Genomic DNA, 14,797 nt, shown 5'->3' with positions numbered 1-14,797 from the left:
CCTAGCAGAGACAAGCGCTTGATACTTCTCTGACTAGAAAACATTTTTTGTAGGCTGAGTTGGGTATCTACAGCTAGATAGATAGCCCTTGACATGGTCTTCTTTCTATATCGTTTTTTAAAAAAAGAGCCTCTAGGGGCTCTTTTTTTATTCATCAACCATTTGCTGTTCAAAGCGGTTCATGTCACGATCTGCGCCAATGACGATTAAAATATCACCACGTTGAATTTCTTCGCTTGCTTGTGGAGATACAATGATATCTGACCCTCGCTTAATTGCCAGCACACTACAGCCATATTTCGCACGAATATCTAGCTCAATTAACGTCTTACCATCCATTTTTTGTCCAACAATGAGCTCAATAATGCTATATTCATCTGAGAGCTCTAAATAATCAAGAACATTTTTGGAAACGAGATGATGGGCAATCCGTACCCCCATATCTCGCTCAGGATGGACAATTTGCTCAGCACCAATTTTATTCAAAACTTTTTCATGGTAATCATTTTGTGCTTTTACCGTTATATGCTTAACCCCTAGTTCACCGAGAATTAATGTCGTTAAAATACTCGCTTGAATGTTATCACCAATGGCAACAATCACTCGGTCAAAGTTCCGTATTCCTAAATTTTTTAAAACATTCTCATCTGTCGTATTAGCGACAACGGCATGCGTTGCAATATCACGAAATTCATTAACACGCGATTCATCCACGTCAATAGCCATTACTTCCATTCCTTGCTCTATTAATGCACGACATACACTTCCCCCAAATCGACCTAAGCCAATGACAGCAAATTGTTTTTTCATCTGACACCCCCACTGTTGACTTCTCCTCTTATTATAATGAACAATCGACAAAAATACTTATGATATTATCCATTTAAAATCATAGCATGCTTGCTCTTAAGAGATTTTTACGTCTTTAATAGTCGTCGCCATGTTTCTGGACCGACAATACCGTCTACGAAAAGTTGTTCGTTTCGTTGAAATTTACGTACTTTCTGCCTTGTTTCCGGTCCATAAATACCATCAACCTTTGCCCCTACTTTTTCTTGCACCTTTCGAACATCATCGCCTCGCATCATCGGTTGAGCGAAACGAAGAACTCGTCTTTTTCTCTCATCATTCTCAACGTCATGAAAGCTAGAAACTCCTAGCAATCCAGCACGTACCACTCTTTTTTCATTTGACAACAGCTTCCTAAACCACTCCATATTGATTGATGGACACGGCTTCCAAGCATAGCCTGGATACTCTGCATGTCCCCAAACTTGCGTCAATGGTATGCTTAACTCAACCATTAGACGACCAAGCAGTTGAAGTGCTGCATCTTGCTGAGCTCCCCCGAACGTCTCTGTTCGAAAATCTCCGATTAAGCAGATTCCTACAGCCGAACGATTACTCTTTCCTACATGATAGCTAATCACCTCTAAATCATTGCATAGGCTGACTTGTCCAGCTTTATCGATCACATAGTGATAGCCTATTCCTGGCCAATCTAACTCATTGACATGGTAGCGCGCAAAGGCTTCTGCACTCCCTGAAATTGTGCCACTGTGATGAATGGCAATGGTGCGTATCGATCTTTTAGCCCTTTTATGATACGACTTTAAATGATGTTTTTCTAATGAATGACGTTTATCAAGTAAATTCATTTTTCATCACCTCACCATACATATAGCAAGTGAGCTGAAAAATCGGTGATACAATTCGAAAATTCCTGCTCGTTTTTTTCAATTCTGTCTTTACTTCTACCAACAAAAAATAGGTGCTGCGATCAAAAAAGAGCCTGTATCAAAATACAGACTCCCGTGCTTATACGACTATTCTTTAATTCCTAACACACGATTCACGCGTTTTGTGAGCATTTTCATGCCGCCACCGCCAGCTTGGAAATGACGCAGCTGTCCTTCTTCATCAAATACATAATAAGCAGGAACATACTCATTTTCAAATGCATCTGTTAATTTGTGTTGGTTATCAACAAAGATTGGTTGTGTGATACCATGCTCCTCAGCTACTTTTTTAATATCCTCTAAATCTAAATCTTTCTCAGAGCGAGGCATGTGAACAGCAATCACATTTAATTGATCTTTATATTTATCACGAAACTCATTCACATTTGGCATCGCCTCTTTACAAAGACCGCAGCTAACAGACCAAAAATGAATCAATGTTGGTTTGTCACCAATCAAATCACTTTTTTTGAATTCACCATTTAACCAAGTTGTTGCTCCGTCTAATTCTGGCATTTGCGAACGAAGTTTTAACGCCATTGTCATTCCCTCCTATAAATAAACAATCTCACCTATACCTTTATTTTATCTCTTAGATGCGAACAAAGATAAAAAGAGGCCTAACATCCCTGCTAGACCTCTTGTGAACTCGAACCAAAGCTTGTCCGCTTTTTACACGCTCAATGTTTCTTGGCCCGGCTTCCAGTTTGCAGGGCAAAGTCCACCCGTTTGAAGCGCTTGAAGAACACGTAACGTTTCATCTACGTCACGACCAATGTTGTTGTGATTAACAACAGAGTACATCAATTCACCTTCTGGGCTGATAATGAAAAGACCGCGAAGGGCAACACCTTCTTCTTCAATTAATACACCATATTCACGAGATACTTGGTGGTTCGTATCAGCAGCAAGTGGATATTTCAACTCACCAAGACCGTTTTCATCGCGTGATGTGTTAATCCAAGCTTTATGTGTATGAATTGTGTCAGTAGACACACCGATAATTTCTGCATCTAGATCTTCAAACTCATCGTAGCGATCGCTTAAAGATGTAATTTCTGTAGGACATACGAAAGTGAAGTCCATTGGATAGAAGAATAGAACTGTCCACTTATCTTCCTTCATCATTTGCTCTAAGCTTACCTTTCCAAACTCTTTATTTGGCATTACAGCATCCATTTCAAATCTTGGCGCTTGCTTTCCAACCATACGCTTATCCGTCATTGATCGACATACCTCCTGAAATTTTTATCTTCTTATTGTCACGGTTTCCATTATAAGAGAAGCGTTTTTTTTAGTCAATGTTAGAAAGGAATGAATCTAAATCAATAAACGTTCTTTTCGTCTAGTTTTCCCAAAAAAACATATTTTAAACACAAAGATGACAAAGCCCAACATTTTTTAAAGCTCTCCTCTCCTTTATTAGACAAATTACCATGAGAAACTTTTTTGTTTGAAAGCAGTTTTTTAGCTTTGCTACTTAACATGTGAACATGGAATGTCATGTTTAAGATATGCCCTTTTTAGGTAATACATACAAATACCCTGTATAACCTTTTAGGAGTTGATTTTTTGAATCAGTGGTTTCAAGAATTTTCATGGGATGTATTTCTTACAAACACTTTTTTACTTATAGGGCAGATTTTATTAGCCCTTGTTGCCTTTTCACTTGCTCTCTCAATTGGAAAACGGATGATATCAGGTAGTTTTTTAAAAATGCAGAAACGAAAAAATATGTCGAGCGGACGTATAAAAACATTAGAAAAATTATCAATAAATTCCTTTTATTATGTATTATTCTTTGTACTCCTTACTGTGATCATGACCATATTTAATTTAAACCCTGCTGGACTTATTGCCGGTGCTGGTGTGGTTGGTCTTGCAATTGGTTTCGGTGCCCAGGGACTTGTTAGTGATGTAGTCACGGGATTTTTCTTATTGCTAGAGAAGCAAATTGATGTAGATGACTACATCACAGCTGCTGGTGTCGATGGTATCGTCGAAGAAGTAGGCTTACGCACGACCTTAATTCGTGCCTTTGATGGAACCCTTCACTTCATCCCGAACCGCAATATTAATAATGTTAGTAACCATTCTAGAGGAAACATGCAGGCGCTTGTTGATATAAGCATTTCCTATCATGATGATATTGACAAAGCAATCGCTGTTTTACAAGCTACCTGTGATCAAGTCGCCCAACAAGAGGAGGCGATTAAGGAAGGCCCGAACGTCATTGGCGTTCAGCAGCTCGGTCAATCAGATGTGGTGATACGAGTCCTTGCTAAAACAGAAAACATGATGCAATGGGCTGTTGAACGGAAGCTTCGAAAAGCACTTAAGGAAGCTCTTGATGCGAACAATATTGAAATTCCTTACCCTCATCAAGTCTATATTGAAAAAACGGTTAAAGCTTAATTTGAAAGTTGAATACAAAAAGCACTCGACCTTTTCGAGTGCTTTTTGACTATGGTTACGATTTTATTGTTCCTGATTTTGAAGACGCTCTTCAACTTCCTGGCATACTTCCTGTGCAGACATCCCATTTGCTCGGATAACCGCTCCTTGAATGGTTGTATCGGACATACCCATTACATTTTGGTCCTGCCCTGTTATGACGCAACAATCGCAGCCTTGTGCATCTTGTTCCGTTTTTAATTGAACAACATCATAACCTTTTTCTTTTAACTCCTCCTGCACAGCGGTCAATGACTGCTCGACACCAATTCTTGGCATCTTCAACACCTCCATCACATGAAATCATCGTGCCATGGTAGTATAACCGGTGTTTTCCAAAATCATGCAATGGTTCAAAACTATCTTTTGTTCCGTGAAAAAGGAACAGAGCTTCAGTCCAGAGAAACCTTTTGCTTGTACCTTTCCCAACGCAAAAATTCAAAAGGCTTACCTACCCTCCGGTTTTAGTTTCATCTCCTCTGGGAAATTCATTACTCAATCCATTGAGGTAATATATTGAATTACATGCTGAACAGCAACATCAATGGCACGGTCATCAGGCTCAAGTCTTGCATCATGCAAACCATATGGAGAGCCAACACCTAACCAAAACATAAACCCAGGAATCCTTTCAAGAAAATAACCGAAATCTTCCCCTGTCATCGCTTCCTTACATTCAACAAGGGTTACATTAGACTGTTCCTCTGTAAACTTCATAAAATCTCGAACCCTTGTTTTTTCGTTGTATACTTGACAGTAATTTGAACCATAATCAATTGAAACCTTACATTCAAAACCTTGTTCAATCCCAGTTGCAAGAGCTTCAATCCGGCTTTTTATTTTTTTCATCGATTCAATCGAAAGTGTGCGTATTGTTCCTTCAATTCGTGCATTTTCAGCAATAATGTTTTGCTTCGTTCCACCCTTGATAACCCCGATTGTAACTACCCCTGAATCAAGAGGGTCCATATTACGAGAAACAATCGTTTGCATCTGTGTAACTAAATGACTTGCAGCAACAACCATGTCATTAGCTGTGTGAGGATAGGCTGCATGACCACCCTTGCCTTTTAAATCAATAAAAAGCTCGGACGTATTGGCAAAAAGCAAGCCCTCTTTCGTTGCAATGGTACCAACCGGATGTTCAGGGGCAATGTGAAGTGCCATAATCTCATCTGGCCACCACGTCTTTATTTCTTCCGACTCTAGCATCGGCTTCGCGCCACCAGGTCCTTCCTCTGCCGGCTGAAAAATAAAAAGCAGTGTGTTTTTTGGTTGATTGTTTGCAAAATGAGTCAAGATGCCAAGAGCAATGGTCATATGAAGATCGTGTCCACATGCATGCATTTTTCCTGGGTGCTCTGATCGAAAATCGTAGGTTGTAGCTTCTTCGATTGGCAGCCCGTCAATATCGGCTCGATAAGCAATTGTTTTTTGTGGTTCACTTCCTGCCACCTTGACGAAAATTCCTGTCTTCCACGTCTTTATTTCTAGATACGCTTGCGGTAGTTTTTGAATATATTCCAATAATCGTGCTTGTGTTTTAAATTCTTGAAAGCCAAGCTCTGGAATCCGGTGTAACTGTTTGCGCATTTCACGTAATGAATCGGTAGCGTTCATTTTGACCCCTCTTTCGTCAACATTACCTCGTTCAAAAAATTTAGCTTTTAAGGAAAACAGGTAGTATGTAAAGAAAGAGCCTTACTGCATGAACAGTAAGACTACCTTCAAATACTAGCGATCTTCGTTTAAGCGACGAAGCTCTTGTTTAATTTCAGTCTTTCCTTTCGTCTTTTCATCAATTTCCTTGATGACACGTGCAGGTATACCAGCTACAACTGTGTTAGGAGGAACATCCTCAGTTACAACTGCTCCTGCAGCAACAACAGCACCCTTACCAACTGTTACACCTTCTAGAATGACACAATTTGCACCAACGACCACATCATCCTCGACGATAACTGGCTTTGCAGAAGGTGGCTCAATGACACCAGCAAGAACGGAGCCTGCACCAATGTGACAGTTTTTACCAACCGTTGCACGTCCACCAAGTACAACATTCATATCAATCATTGTGCCTTCACCGATCACAGCACCAATGTTAATACTTGCACCCATCATAATGACAGCATTGTTTCCAATTTCCACTTGATCCCGAATGATTGCCCCTGGTTCAATACGCGCTTGAATGTTTTTCATATCAAGCAATGGAATGGCTGAATTGCGACGGTCATTTTCAATCACATAGTCCTCAATTTTGCTTTCATTCGCTTTTAGAGCCGCATCAATGTCTTTCCACTCACCGAAAATAACACCTGTATTTCCAGTTATAAATGTTTTCGTATTTGCACCAAAATCAATGCCTTCTAAATCACCTTTAATATGTACTTTCACTGGGGTCGATTTTTCACTATTTGAGATAAATTGAATAATCTCATTTGCATCCATCATTTTCATGTTCATATCCTCCTTGTCCTATAACGCATTCTTTATTAATGATAGTGCGCTCCTCTCAAAAATGCAATGAAAAGAAAACTGTTTTTCGTGAATTGTGAAGAATGCTTGAAAAATGAACTTTGGTAAAGGATATCATCAGAATTTAGCGAATATAAAAACAAAAAAGTGTAGGAGGTTTGACCATGTTTACAACAGCTGATTTGTGTGATGCTTTCGGGGAAGATGTAATCATCGCTGAACCGATCTTTTTCCAATACGGCAAAAAAAAGAAAATCTTTGGACCAATCGCCACAGTCAAAGTCTTTGAAGACAATGTGCTTGTGAAAGAAGCACTTGAAGTCATTTCACCTGGTTCCATATTGGTGGTCGACGGTGGTGGCTCAAGACAATGCGCCCTCATGGGAGACAACTTAGCTGAAATCGCCATAAAACGAAAGCTTGCCGGTGTGATCATTTACGGCTGCATTCGTGATTCTGCAATCATTAATAAAATGGATGTATCAATTTTTGCAATAGGAACCAATCCACGAAAAAGCATTAAGCAAGGGAATGGTTTAACCGATATTGCCGTTCAATTTGCAGGCGTCAATTGGCAGCCTGGTCATTTTGTCTATGCCGATGAGGATGGAATCTTAGTCACTGAAGAACCATTGGATGGAATCTACTAGAATAGAACAGGAAAGGCCAGCCTTCCTCAGCCAAGGGGCAAAACCTCTCACAACATGTGAAAAAATACCTGCTGAAGAATCTGACCTTTCTTTGCTTTTCCTCTACGCTCCTATTAACCTAGTATGGCTAATAAAAGGGTGATTGTAAAAATGCTTAATAACGTCGTGACCAATGTAATACTAGAGACAAGTCGCGGCTCTGCTTGAAATTGAACGGCATACATGACAATGGTAGCTGCAGATGGCATAGCAGCTAAGACAATTAATACATTGGCTAGTAGCGGATCAAACGGAAACATAAGCGTGATTAAAAAAGCGATAAGCGGAGAAATCACTAGTCGAACAATTGTACCAAACCAAATCTTTCCCCATTCAAAATGCTCCCACTTTATCAAGGCTAGCTGCATACCGAGAATCACCATCACTGTTGGAACCGCAGCTTCAGCTATAATATCAACGGTTAGCATTAAATTATCTGGCATATAAATGGGCGTCGCTTTTAAAATTAAGGCAAGGATAACAGCATATGTTGCTGGCATCATTAAAACAGCACGAATGGCAATTTTGATGCCCTCCTTGCCTCTTGCGGCGTAGTATACCCCAAAAAAATTCATAATAACAGATTGCAGCACGAGCAAAGACACAGCATACGCAAAGCCTGCATTTCCATAAGCAAAAAGAATAATTGGGGCTCCATAGTTTCCAGAATTCATAAAAGCGGTTGAAAGGATCAAACCGCTTTCTGTTGACTGTGAATATCGTCTCATAAAACGATAGGCTTTATTAATGATAATAAGCGCAAATAAAAGAATGAGAGAAAAAAGGATCATGTATACATACTGCATGTTCATTTCTGCTTCATAAAACGTTCGAAACACCAAACAAGGGGTTAAAATATAAATGGCAACTGTTGATATCGGTTTAATATCAACTTTTTTCCATTTTTGAACAAGGAACCCAATGAAAAATACAAGAATAACAGGAAAAACAACTTGAACAAAAATCGTCATGGTTAACACCCCTGAAGCCCTAGCATGTTACCACTCTGCAATGGTACCATCTTTATGTCGCCAAATCGGATTTCTCCACTTATGGCCTGTTTCTGCCATTTTTCGTACATATTCCTCATTAACAGTAATCCCTAAACCAGGTCCTTTCGGAAGCTCTACAAAGCCATCCTTGTAAGCAAAAACAGAGCGATCTTCTATGTAATCTAAGATGTCATTCCCTTTATTATAATGAATCCCCAAGCTTTGTTCCTGAATAAACGCATTATGGGACGTAGCATCCACTTGCAAACATGATGCAAGAGCGATTGGGCCGAGTGGACAGTGAGGGGCTAATGCCACATCATAGGCTTCAGCCATCGATGCAATTTTCTTGCATTCTGTAATTCCTCCAGCATGAGACAAATCTGGCTGAATAATATCCACTACACCCTCTTCAAGAAGCGGCTTGAAATCCCAGCGAGAATACATCCGTTCACCTGTTGCAATGGGAATCGTCGTATGTGCAGCAATTTCTTTTAATGCCTCATTATTTTCTGGTAAAACAGGTTCTTCGATGAACATTGGTCGATAAGGCTCAAGCTCCTTTGCCAAAATCTTTGCCATTGGCTTATGAACACGTCCGTGAAAATCAATCCCGATTCCTACTTCTTCACCAACCGTTTCACGAACCGCTGCAATCCGGGCAACGGCTTCATCAATTTTCTTATAGGAATCAATGTATTGGAGCTCTTCTGTTCCATTCATTTTCACAGCTGTAAATCCTGCATCCACCACTTTTTTCGCAGCCTCGCCTACCTCACTTGGGCGGTCGCCACCGATCCAAGAATAGACACGAATGCTTTCACGACAAGCACCACCCATTAGCTCATACACCGGCGCATTATAAAATTTTCCTTTAATATCCCACAATGCTTGGTCAATGCCCGAAATGGCACTCATCAAGATGGGACCTCCACGGTAAAATCCCCCACGGTAAAGAGTGTTCCAATGATCTTCAATTTGAAGGGGGTTTTTTCCGATTAAATACTCACTTAATTCCTCAACAGCGGTTTTTACTGTCGCCGCACGCCCTTCAACCACAGGCTCACCCCAGCCGACAATTCCTTCATCCGTTGTAATCTTTAAGAAACACCAACGAGGGGGCACAATAAATGTTTCCATCGCTGTAATTTTCATTATGATTCTCCTTTCAAATTCCATCTTTTTTTGAACAGAAAAGACTTGGCATTGCCAAGCCTTTCTGACCTTTACGTTAAATAATCGACGACTGCTTTCAAAGCTTCCTCACTGTCTTCTCCAACTGCTCGCACTTGAATGCGGTCATCATTTTGAAGATGTAAGGTAATTAACCCTAGGAAACTTTTAATATTAATTTCCACCGGATTTCCTTGAACAAATTTTTTAAGAAAAATATCAGCATGGAATGGTTGAATACTCTTACTTAATTCTACAATTGTTTGATCTTCACTAATCTGAACCGTAATTTCCATCATATGAGTTTTTGACAAAATAACATCCTCCTCACGAAGTTTTTACCCTATTAAATCTACTAGGAATAGTGACAGCTGCGGAACAAAAATAATGAAAAGTAGTGTGAACACCATGACCAAGAAAAACGGAACAACGGCTCTTGCTAATTGCTCTAATGAAAGCCCTGAAATACCTGAAGCGACGAACAAGTTTACCCCTAAAGGTGGTGTAATAAAACCAATGGCTAAGTTTACGATCATAAGAATCCCAAAATGAACTGGATCGTAGCCAAGGTTGACTGCGATTGGCAACAAGATTGGTGTTAAAATAATAATTGCTGCAAGCGTATCCATGAAACAACCGACAATAAGAAGGAAAACCGTAATTAAAAGAATAATAACAATTGGGTTTTCTGAAATGGACAGCATTGCGTTTGCAACCGTGTTTGGAATTTGTTCAACTGTCAACAGTCGTCCAAAGGCTGTTGCAGCACCAACAATAATAAGAATTGTTGCTGTCGTTAACGCTGAATCTGCAAAGACTTTTGGTAAATCTTTAATTTTTAATTCACGATATAAAAGCAAGCCAGCAAGTAATCCGTATACTACAGCAATGACTGCTGCCTCAGTTGGGGTGAAGATCCCACCGTAAATACCACCAAGAATAATGATTGGCACAAGCAAAGCCCATTTTGCATCCCATGTTGCTGCACCGATTTTCTTTATGGATGTTTTCTCTCCTGAACCATGGTACCCTTGCTTTTTTGAGTAATAATAAGAGTAAATCATAAGAGCAATACCGATAATAATCCCTGGAATAATCCCAGCAATGAATAAGTTTCCGATTGAAACGCTTCCAGAAACTCCGTATATAACCATCGGGATACTTGGCGGAATAATAACACCAAGTGAGCCTGCTGCTGCTACAAGTGCTGTGGCAAACTTTTTATCATACCCTTGACGAACCATCGCAGGAATCATAATTCCACCAATTGCCGCAACGGTTGCAGGACCAGAGCCTGAAATGGCAGCAAAAAACATACACGTAAGAATGGTAGCGATCGCAAAACCACCTGTCTTATTTCCAACAATTGAGTTGGCAACACGGAACAACCGATCAGAAATTCCGCCTTTTCCCATGATTTCCCCTGCGAGAATAAAAAACGGGACTGCCATAAGTGGGAACGAGTCAACAGAAGTTACCAGACCTTGAGCTAAAAATTCTAACGGTAAAGAGCCTGAAACCATTATTGTTACGAGCGTCGCTAAACCGATGGCAATCCCAATCGGAACGCTTAAAAATAAGAACACAGCAAAACTAACGAATAACAACAAAGCAGTCATGCGATTTCCTCCTTCATCGAATCTTTCTACTTATCTTTGTTTAATTCATCTTCAAGAATGAGATCTTGCTCCGTTTTCACTTCAAAATTGGCCTTACCTTGAAGCGTTTTAACTTGTAAGATTAACTGCTGGATAAGACGGATAGCCGTTAACCCCATACCAACTGGTGTCGCTAAATAAACAAGTCCCATTGGGATACTCATTGCAGCTGAGGTTTGCCCAAATTCTAAAAAGCGTTGAGCAATGTCAAGACCATAAATAACAACAAATATTGCAAATGCTAAGAATAATAGATTGGCTATCATATGTACGATTAGCTTCCCTTTATCTTTAAGCAATATTAGAGCTACATCGACTTTAATATGCCGTTGCTTTTTGACCCCGTAACTAATCCCTAAATAGACAAGCCAGATAAAGCAATAGCGCGCTAACTCTTCTGACCATGATAAGGAGGAACCCATCACATAACGCATAAAGACCTGCATTGCAATAACGACAACCATTATGACTGAAAAAATAACTAAAAATAGTTCTTCAAAGTGTTCATCTAGCCATCTAACGACATTCATGTTCGCAAGACCTCTCTTTCTCCTCATAAATTTGTTTTTCGTGATGTAAGGAAAAACAAAACTGCACGCAATGTGCACGAGTGTTTACACAAAGTGTACACTTTTGTTGCACCTTGCTCATTATAAATAGAACAAAGGGCTAAGAGCTCTCCCTTAAGCCCTTTGTTTTATCTAATTTTACTTATTGTTGTGCAGCTTCAATTGCATCATATACTTCTTGTACTAGTTCAGCACCGACTCTTTCAGAGAATTTTTCAATGACAGGTTGTACTGCATCAATCATCTCTTGACGATCTTCATCTGAAATTTCTGTATATGTCATGCCTTCTTCTTGAAGAGATGTAATGTACGCTTCATTTGCTTGCCGAACAAGCTCACGCTGATATTTACCTGCTTCAAGAGCAGCTTCTCTCACAATGGCTTGTTGTTCTTCTGTTAAACCATCGTAGAAAGGCTTACTCATTAAGAAAACAAACGGACTATAAACATGTCGAGTATCAGACAAATAAGATTGTACTTCGTAGTACTTTTCAAGATAAATCGTTGCATTCGGGTTTTCTTGACCATCAACTGTTCCTTGCTGCATTGCCGTAAATAGTTCAGTAAAAGCCATTGGTGTTGGATTTGCACCTAACGCTCGAAATGCCTCTAAGTGAACTTCATTTTCCATCGTACGAATCGTTAAACCTTTAAAATCTTCAAGTGTTGCTACCGCACGCTCATTATTAGTAAGGTTACGGAAACCATTTTCCCAATACGCTAATCCAACTAAGTTTTGCTCTTCAAGCATGTCAAGGAATTTTGTTCCAACTTCACCATCAAGAACGGCATCCGCTACTTCACTATTTGGAAATAAGAACGGAAAATCAAATACCGCAAATTCTGGTACAAAGTTTGCAATTGGCGCTGTTGAAGGAACGGTTACTTCTTGAGAACCAAGCTGAAGCGCTTCCATCATCGTGCGATCATCGCCAAGTTGTCCACTGTGATAAAGCTCTACTTGAATAGTGCCGTTAGACTCTTCCTCAACGATTTCTTTAAATTTTTCTAAACCTTTGAATTGTGGATGCTCGCTATTTAAACCGATTCCTGCACGGATTGTTACAGCTTCTCCTTGTTCTGCTGGTGCAGCAGCATCATCCGTTGTGCCTCCTCCTTTTGAGTTATCTCCTCCGCCACATGCAGCTAAAAATACTGCCATGGAGCCAACGAGTAATGCTGATAAAGTCTTTTTCATCTTTGTTCCCCCTCAAAACTTTTAAAAAAATTTATGGTCAAAGAATTGTCCAAGAAACAATTCTCTATCCCCTTACGTAAAGACTACCTAATTATAAAACAAATGGTACGTATTTTTGGAACATTATTTTTTATTTGAAAAAATATTTTTTTTAAAATTCACGAAAAAATATTTTTTAATAAACATAATTTTTATACAATAGTTGTTGACGTTTTTAACAACCTCATGTTGTTTAGACCTGTTTAACAAGAAAGGACATTGATCATGACAAAATTCTACGTAATCGGTTTAGATATTGGGACAACAAGTGCTAAGGCAGTATTATTTCAAACAAACGGAAAAGTCGTTTGTGAAAGTGAGGCAACATATCCAGTGCTTCATCCAATGCCTTCATGGGTTGAGCAAAACCCTAAGGAAATTGAAGATGCAGCGATTGAAGCCATAAGAGCTGTCCTAGAACAAAGTAATGTTTCCCAAAAAGCCATTCTTTCTGTTGGTGTTTCCTCAGCTATGCATTCACTTATTTGTGTAGATGGAAAAGGAAACCATTTGTCGAACTCCATTACTTGGGCTGACGGACGAAGTGTTGAACAAGTCGAACGTCTGCGCAAACAAAATGGACTCGATATTTATTTGCAAACAGGAACACCGATTCATCCCATGTCTCCCTTTGCTAAGCTCGTTTGGATGAAAGAACAGCAGTATAAACCTTATCAACAAGCATACAAATTTGTCTCAATCAAAGAATACTTATTCTTCCGATGGTTTGGTGAGTTTGTAGTCGATTATTCTGTCGCTTCTGCCACTGGACTCTTCAATATCCACGAACGAAAGTGGGAACAAAAAGCGTTGACAAAAGCTGGAATTGTTGAAAATCAACTTTCAACGCCGGTTCCTCCAACCTATATTTGCGAAGGTCTTCGTTCAAACATCGCAGAAAGAATGGGCTTACGTTACGACATCCCTTTTGCAATCGGAGGAAGTGATGGTCCCCTTGCTAATTTAGGAATTGGCGCCATTGCTCCTGGTGATGTTGCGATTACGATCGGTACAAGTGGTGCCATTCGCCAAATGACTGCCAAACCGAAAACAGATGAACAACAAGAAATCTTTTGCTACAGTGTGACCAATGACTTGTGGGTCATGGGCGGTCCGACTAATAATGGTGCGATTGTCCTTCAATGGCTGAAAGACATACTCGGCGAACATGAGATATACCGAGCAGAACAAACAGGTGCTAGCCCTTATGACCTTCTTACATCCATTGCAAGCACATCCTCGGCAGGTGCCAACGGACTATTGTTTCTACCATTTTTAAATGGAGAACGAGCACCGATTTGGGACGCGAACGCTCGTGGCACCTACGTCGGCTTAACTCTTTCTCATACAAAAGCCGATATGATCCGCGCAAGTCTTGAAGGCGTCATCTATAGCATATACAGCGTTGGTGAAGCGCTTGAACGTCTAGCTGGAAAGCCCGTAAACATCTTTGCAAGCGGCGGCTTTGCCCGTTCGCCATTGTGGCTTTCGATCCTCTCAGATATGTTTGGTCAAGATGTACACATTCCTGAAAGCCATCAAAGCTCAGCTTGGGGGGCCGCTTGGATTAGTCTCCTAGCCATTGGGCATGTTCAATCTTTAGATGATATTAAGAACCACATTCCAATGAAGGAGAGCGTGACTTCGAACATCGAACATCACAACACGTACAAACTGCTTTATCGTTCGTTCCGAGACTTGTACAAAGACTTAAAGCCACATTTTCAAGCACTTGCTACGTACCAGCGTCAACAGCAAAAATGACAATTTCTACAATGAGCCGTCGTTCACGTAATTGGGACGACGGCTTT

At 40.1% G+C, this 14,797-nt stretch carries 16 protein-coding genes; 3 read left to right on the top strand and 13 right to left on the bottom strand.

Annotated features, from left to right (window positions below; translation table 11 throughout):
• Positions 1–147 precede the first annotated feature (147 nt).
• From BLT_RS0107255 to BLT_RS0107240, 4 genes are all read right to left on the bottom strand, one after another.
• Positions 148–810, bottom strand: a complete 663-nt coding sequence (locus BLT_RS0107255; RefSeq protein ID WP_017727119.1) for a potassium channel family protein — start codon at positions 808–810, stop codon at positions 148–150.
• Between the two features lie 107 nt (positions 811–917).
• Positions 918–1,658, bottom strand: coding sequence for a peptidoglycan recognition protein family protein (locus BLT_RS24015; RefSeq protein ID WP_017727118.1), 741 nt, complete (start codon positions 1,656–1,658; stop codon positions 918–920).
• 168 nt (positions 1,659–1,826) lie between these two features.
• Positions 1,827–2,279 carry a TlpA disulfide reductase family protein gene (locus BLT_RS0107245; protein ID WP_017727117.1) on the bottom strand — a complete coding sequence of 151 codons (453 nt, stop codon included), beginning with the start codon at positions 2,277–2,279 and terminating at the stop codon, positions 1,827–1,829.
• Positions 2,280–2,411: 132 nt separating this feature from the next.
• Positions 2,412–2,963 (bottom strand): peroxiredoxin, encoded by a 552-nt coding sequence (locus BLT_RS0107240; protein WP_017727116.1) that lies wholly within the window; start codon positions 2,961–2,963, stop codon positions 2,412–2,414.
• Between the two features lie 348 nt (positions 2,964–3,311).
• Here BLT_RS0107240 and BLT_RS0107235 point away from each other — a divergent pair, with 348 nt between their 5' ends.
• Complete coding sequence (locus tag BLT_RS0107235; RefSeq protein WP_017727115.1) at positions 3,312–4,154, top strand: mechanosensitive ion channel family protein; 843 nt, start codon at positions 3,312–3,314, stop codon at positions 4,152–4,154.
• A gap of 63 nt (positions 4,155–4,217) precedes the next feature.
• On the opposite strand, the gene BLT_RS0107230 is transcribed toward BLT_RS0107235, so the two are convergent.
• The 3 genes from BLT_RS0107230 to dapD form a co-directional block, all read right to left on the bottom strand.
• A complete protein-coding gene (locus tag BLT_RS0107230) occupies positions 4,218–4,472 on the bottom strand; it encodes a YkuS family protein (RefSeq protein WP_017727114.1) in 255 nt (84 codons plus the stop codon).
• 216 nt (positions 4,473–4,688) lie between these two features.
• Positions 4,689–5,813: an N-acetyldiaminopimelate deacetylase gene (locus BLT_RS0107225; protein ID WP_017727113.1), complete on the bottom strand. Its 1,125-nt coding sequence runs from the start codon at positions 5,811–5,813 to the stop codon at positions 4,689–4,691.
• Between the two features lie 114 nt (positions 5,814–5,927).
• Positions 5,928–6,650 (bottom strand): 2,3,4,5-tetrahydropyridine-2,6-dicarboxylate N-acetyltransferase, encoded by a 723-nt coding sequence (gene dapD / locus BLT_RS0107220; RefSeq protein WP_017727112.1) that lies wholly within the window; start codon positions 6,648–6,650, stop codon positions 5,928–5,930.
• A 182-nt stretch (positions 6,651–6,832) separates the two neighbouring features.
• Here dapD and rraA point away from each other — a divergent pair, with 182 nt between their 5' ends.
• Complete coding sequence (rraA, locus tag BLT_RS0107215) at positions 6,833–7,318, top strand: ribonuclease E activity regulator RraA (RefSeq protein WP_017727111.1); 486 nt, start codon at positions 6,833–6,835, stop codon at positions 7,316–7,318.
• Between the two features lie 113 nt (positions 7,319–7,431).
• Here the strand turns inward: rraA and BLT_RS0107210 are convergent, their stop codons facing one another.
• From BLT_RS0107210 to BLT_RS0107185, 6 genes are all read right to left on the bottom strand, one after another.
• On the bottom strand, positions 7,432–8,328 hold the full coding sequence (locus BLT_RS0107210; RefSeq protein ID WP_017727110.1) for an AEC family transporter: 897 nt from the start codon (positions 8,326–8,328) through the stop codon (positions 7,432–7,434).
• A gap of 27 nt (positions 8,329–8,355) precedes the next feature.
• Positions 8,356–9,504 carry a galactonate dehydratase gene (dgoD, locus tag BLT_RS0107205; RefSeq protein WP_017727109.1) on the bottom strand — a complete coding sequence of 383 codons (1,149 nt, stop codon included), beginning with the start codon at positions 9,502–9,504 and terminating at the stop codon, positions 8,356–8,358.
• A 71-nt stretch (positions 9,505–9,575) separates the two neighbouring features.
• Positions 9,576–9,836 (bottom strand): HPr family phosphocarrier protein, encoded by a 261-nt coding sequence (locus tag BLT_RS0107200; RefSeq protein ID WP_017727108.1) that lies wholly within the window; start codon positions 9,834–9,836, stop codon positions 9,576–9,578.
• Between the two features lie 24 nt (positions 9,837–9,860).
• On the bottom strand, positions 9,861–11,141 hold the full coding sequence (locus BLT_RS0107195) for a TRAP transporter large permease (protein ID WP_017727107.1): 1,281 nt from the start codon (positions 11,139–11,141) through the stop codon (positions 9,861–9,863).
• A 26-nt stretch (positions 11,142–11,167) separates the two neighbouring features.
• Positions 11,168–11,710: a TRAP transporter small permease gene (locus BLT_RS0107190; protein WP_017727106.1), complete on the bottom strand. Its 543-nt coding sequence runs from the start codon at positions 11,708–11,710 to the stop codon at positions 11,168–11,170.
• Between the two features lie 181 nt (positions 11,711–11,891).
• Positions 11,892–12,947, bottom strand: coding sequence for a TRAP transporter substrate-binding protein (locus BLT_RS0107185; RefSeq protein ID WP_017727105.1), 1,056 nt, complete (start codon positions 12,945–12,947; stop codon positions 11,892–11,894).
• A gap of 264 nt (positions 12,948–13,211) precedes the next feature.
• On the opposite strand from BLT_RS0107185, the gene BLT_RS0107180 reads away from it, so the two are divergent.
• Entirely contained in the window at positions 13,212–14,750 is a 1,539-nt protein-coding gene (locus tag BLT_RS0107180; RefSeq protein WP_017727104.1) for a gluconokinase, read from the top strand.
• Positions 14,751–14,797 lie beyond the last annotated feature (47 nt).

Source organism: Halalkalibacterium ligniniphilum, from assembly GCF_000334155.1.
Taxonomy (GTDB): Bacteria; Bacillota; Bacilli; order Bacillales; family Bacillaceae_D; genus Halalkalibacterium; species Halalkalibacterium ligniniphilum.
Note: the sequence above shows the minus strand (reverse complement) of the source record. Positions and strands in the feature narration are given on the sequence as shown.

What these genes read in the sequence shown, in the direction of transcription:
- BLT_RS0107255 (WP_017727119.1), bottom strand. Translation starts at nt 810, where the DNA reads ATGAAAAAACAATTTGCTGTCATTGGCTTAGGTCGATTTGGGGGAAGT.
- BLT_RS24015 (WP_017727118.1), bottom strand. Translation starts at nt 1,658, where the DNA reads ATGAATTTACTTGATAAACGTCATTCATTAGAAAAACATCATTTAAAG.
- BLT_RS0107245 (WP_017727117.1), bottom strand. Translation starts at nt 2,279, where the DNA reads ATGGCGTTAAAACTTCGTTCGCAAATGCCAGAATTAGACGGAGCAACA.
- BLT_RS0107240 (WP_017727116.1), bottom strand. Translation starts at nt 2,963, where the DNA reads ATGACGGATAAGCGTATGGTTGGAAAGCAAGCGCCAAGATTTGAAATG.
- BLT_RS0107230 (WP_017727114.1), bottom strand. Translation starts at nt 4,472, where the DNA reads ATGCCAAGAATTGGTGTCGAGCAGTCATTGACCGCTGTGCAGGAGGAG.
- BLT_RS0107225 (WP_017727113.1), bottom strand. Translation starts at nt 5,813, where the DNA reads ATGAACGCTACCGATTCATTACGTGAAATGCGCAAACAGTTACACCGG.
- dapD (WP_017727112.1), bottom strand. Translation starts at nt 6,650, where the DNA reads ATGAAAATGATGGATGCAAATGAGATTATTCAATTTATCTCAAATAGT.
- rraA (WP_017727111.1), top strand. Translation starts at nt 6,833, where the DNA reads ATGTTTACAACAGCTGATTTGTGTGATGCTTTCGGGGAAGATGTAATC.
- BLT_RS0107210 (WP_017727110.1), bottom strand. Translation starts at nt 8,328, where the DNA reads ATGACGATTTTTGTTCAAGTTGTTTTTCCTGTTATTCTTGTATTTTTC.
- dgoD (WP_017727109.1), bottom strand. Translation starts at nt 9,504, where the DNA reads ATGAAAATTACAGCGATGGAAACATTTATTGTGCCCCCTCGTTGGTGT.
- BLT_RS0107195 (WP_017727107.1), bottom strand. Translation starts at nt 11,141, where the DNA reads ATGACTGCTTTGTTGTTATTCGTTAGTTTTGCTGTGTTCTTATTTTTA.
- BLT_RS0107190 (WP_017727106.1), bottom strand. Translation starts at nt 11,710, where the DNA reads ATGAATGTCGTTAGATGGCTAGATGAACACTTTGAAGAACTATTTTTA.
- BLT_RS0107185 (WP_017727105.1), bottom strand. Translation starts at nt 12,947, where the DNA reads ATGAAAAAGACTTTATCAGCATTACTCGTTGGCTCCATGGCAGTATTT.
- BLT_RS0107180 (WP_017727104.1), top strand. Translation starts at nt 13,212, where the DNA reads ATGACAAAATTCTACGTAATCGGTTTAGATATTGGGACAACAAGTGCT.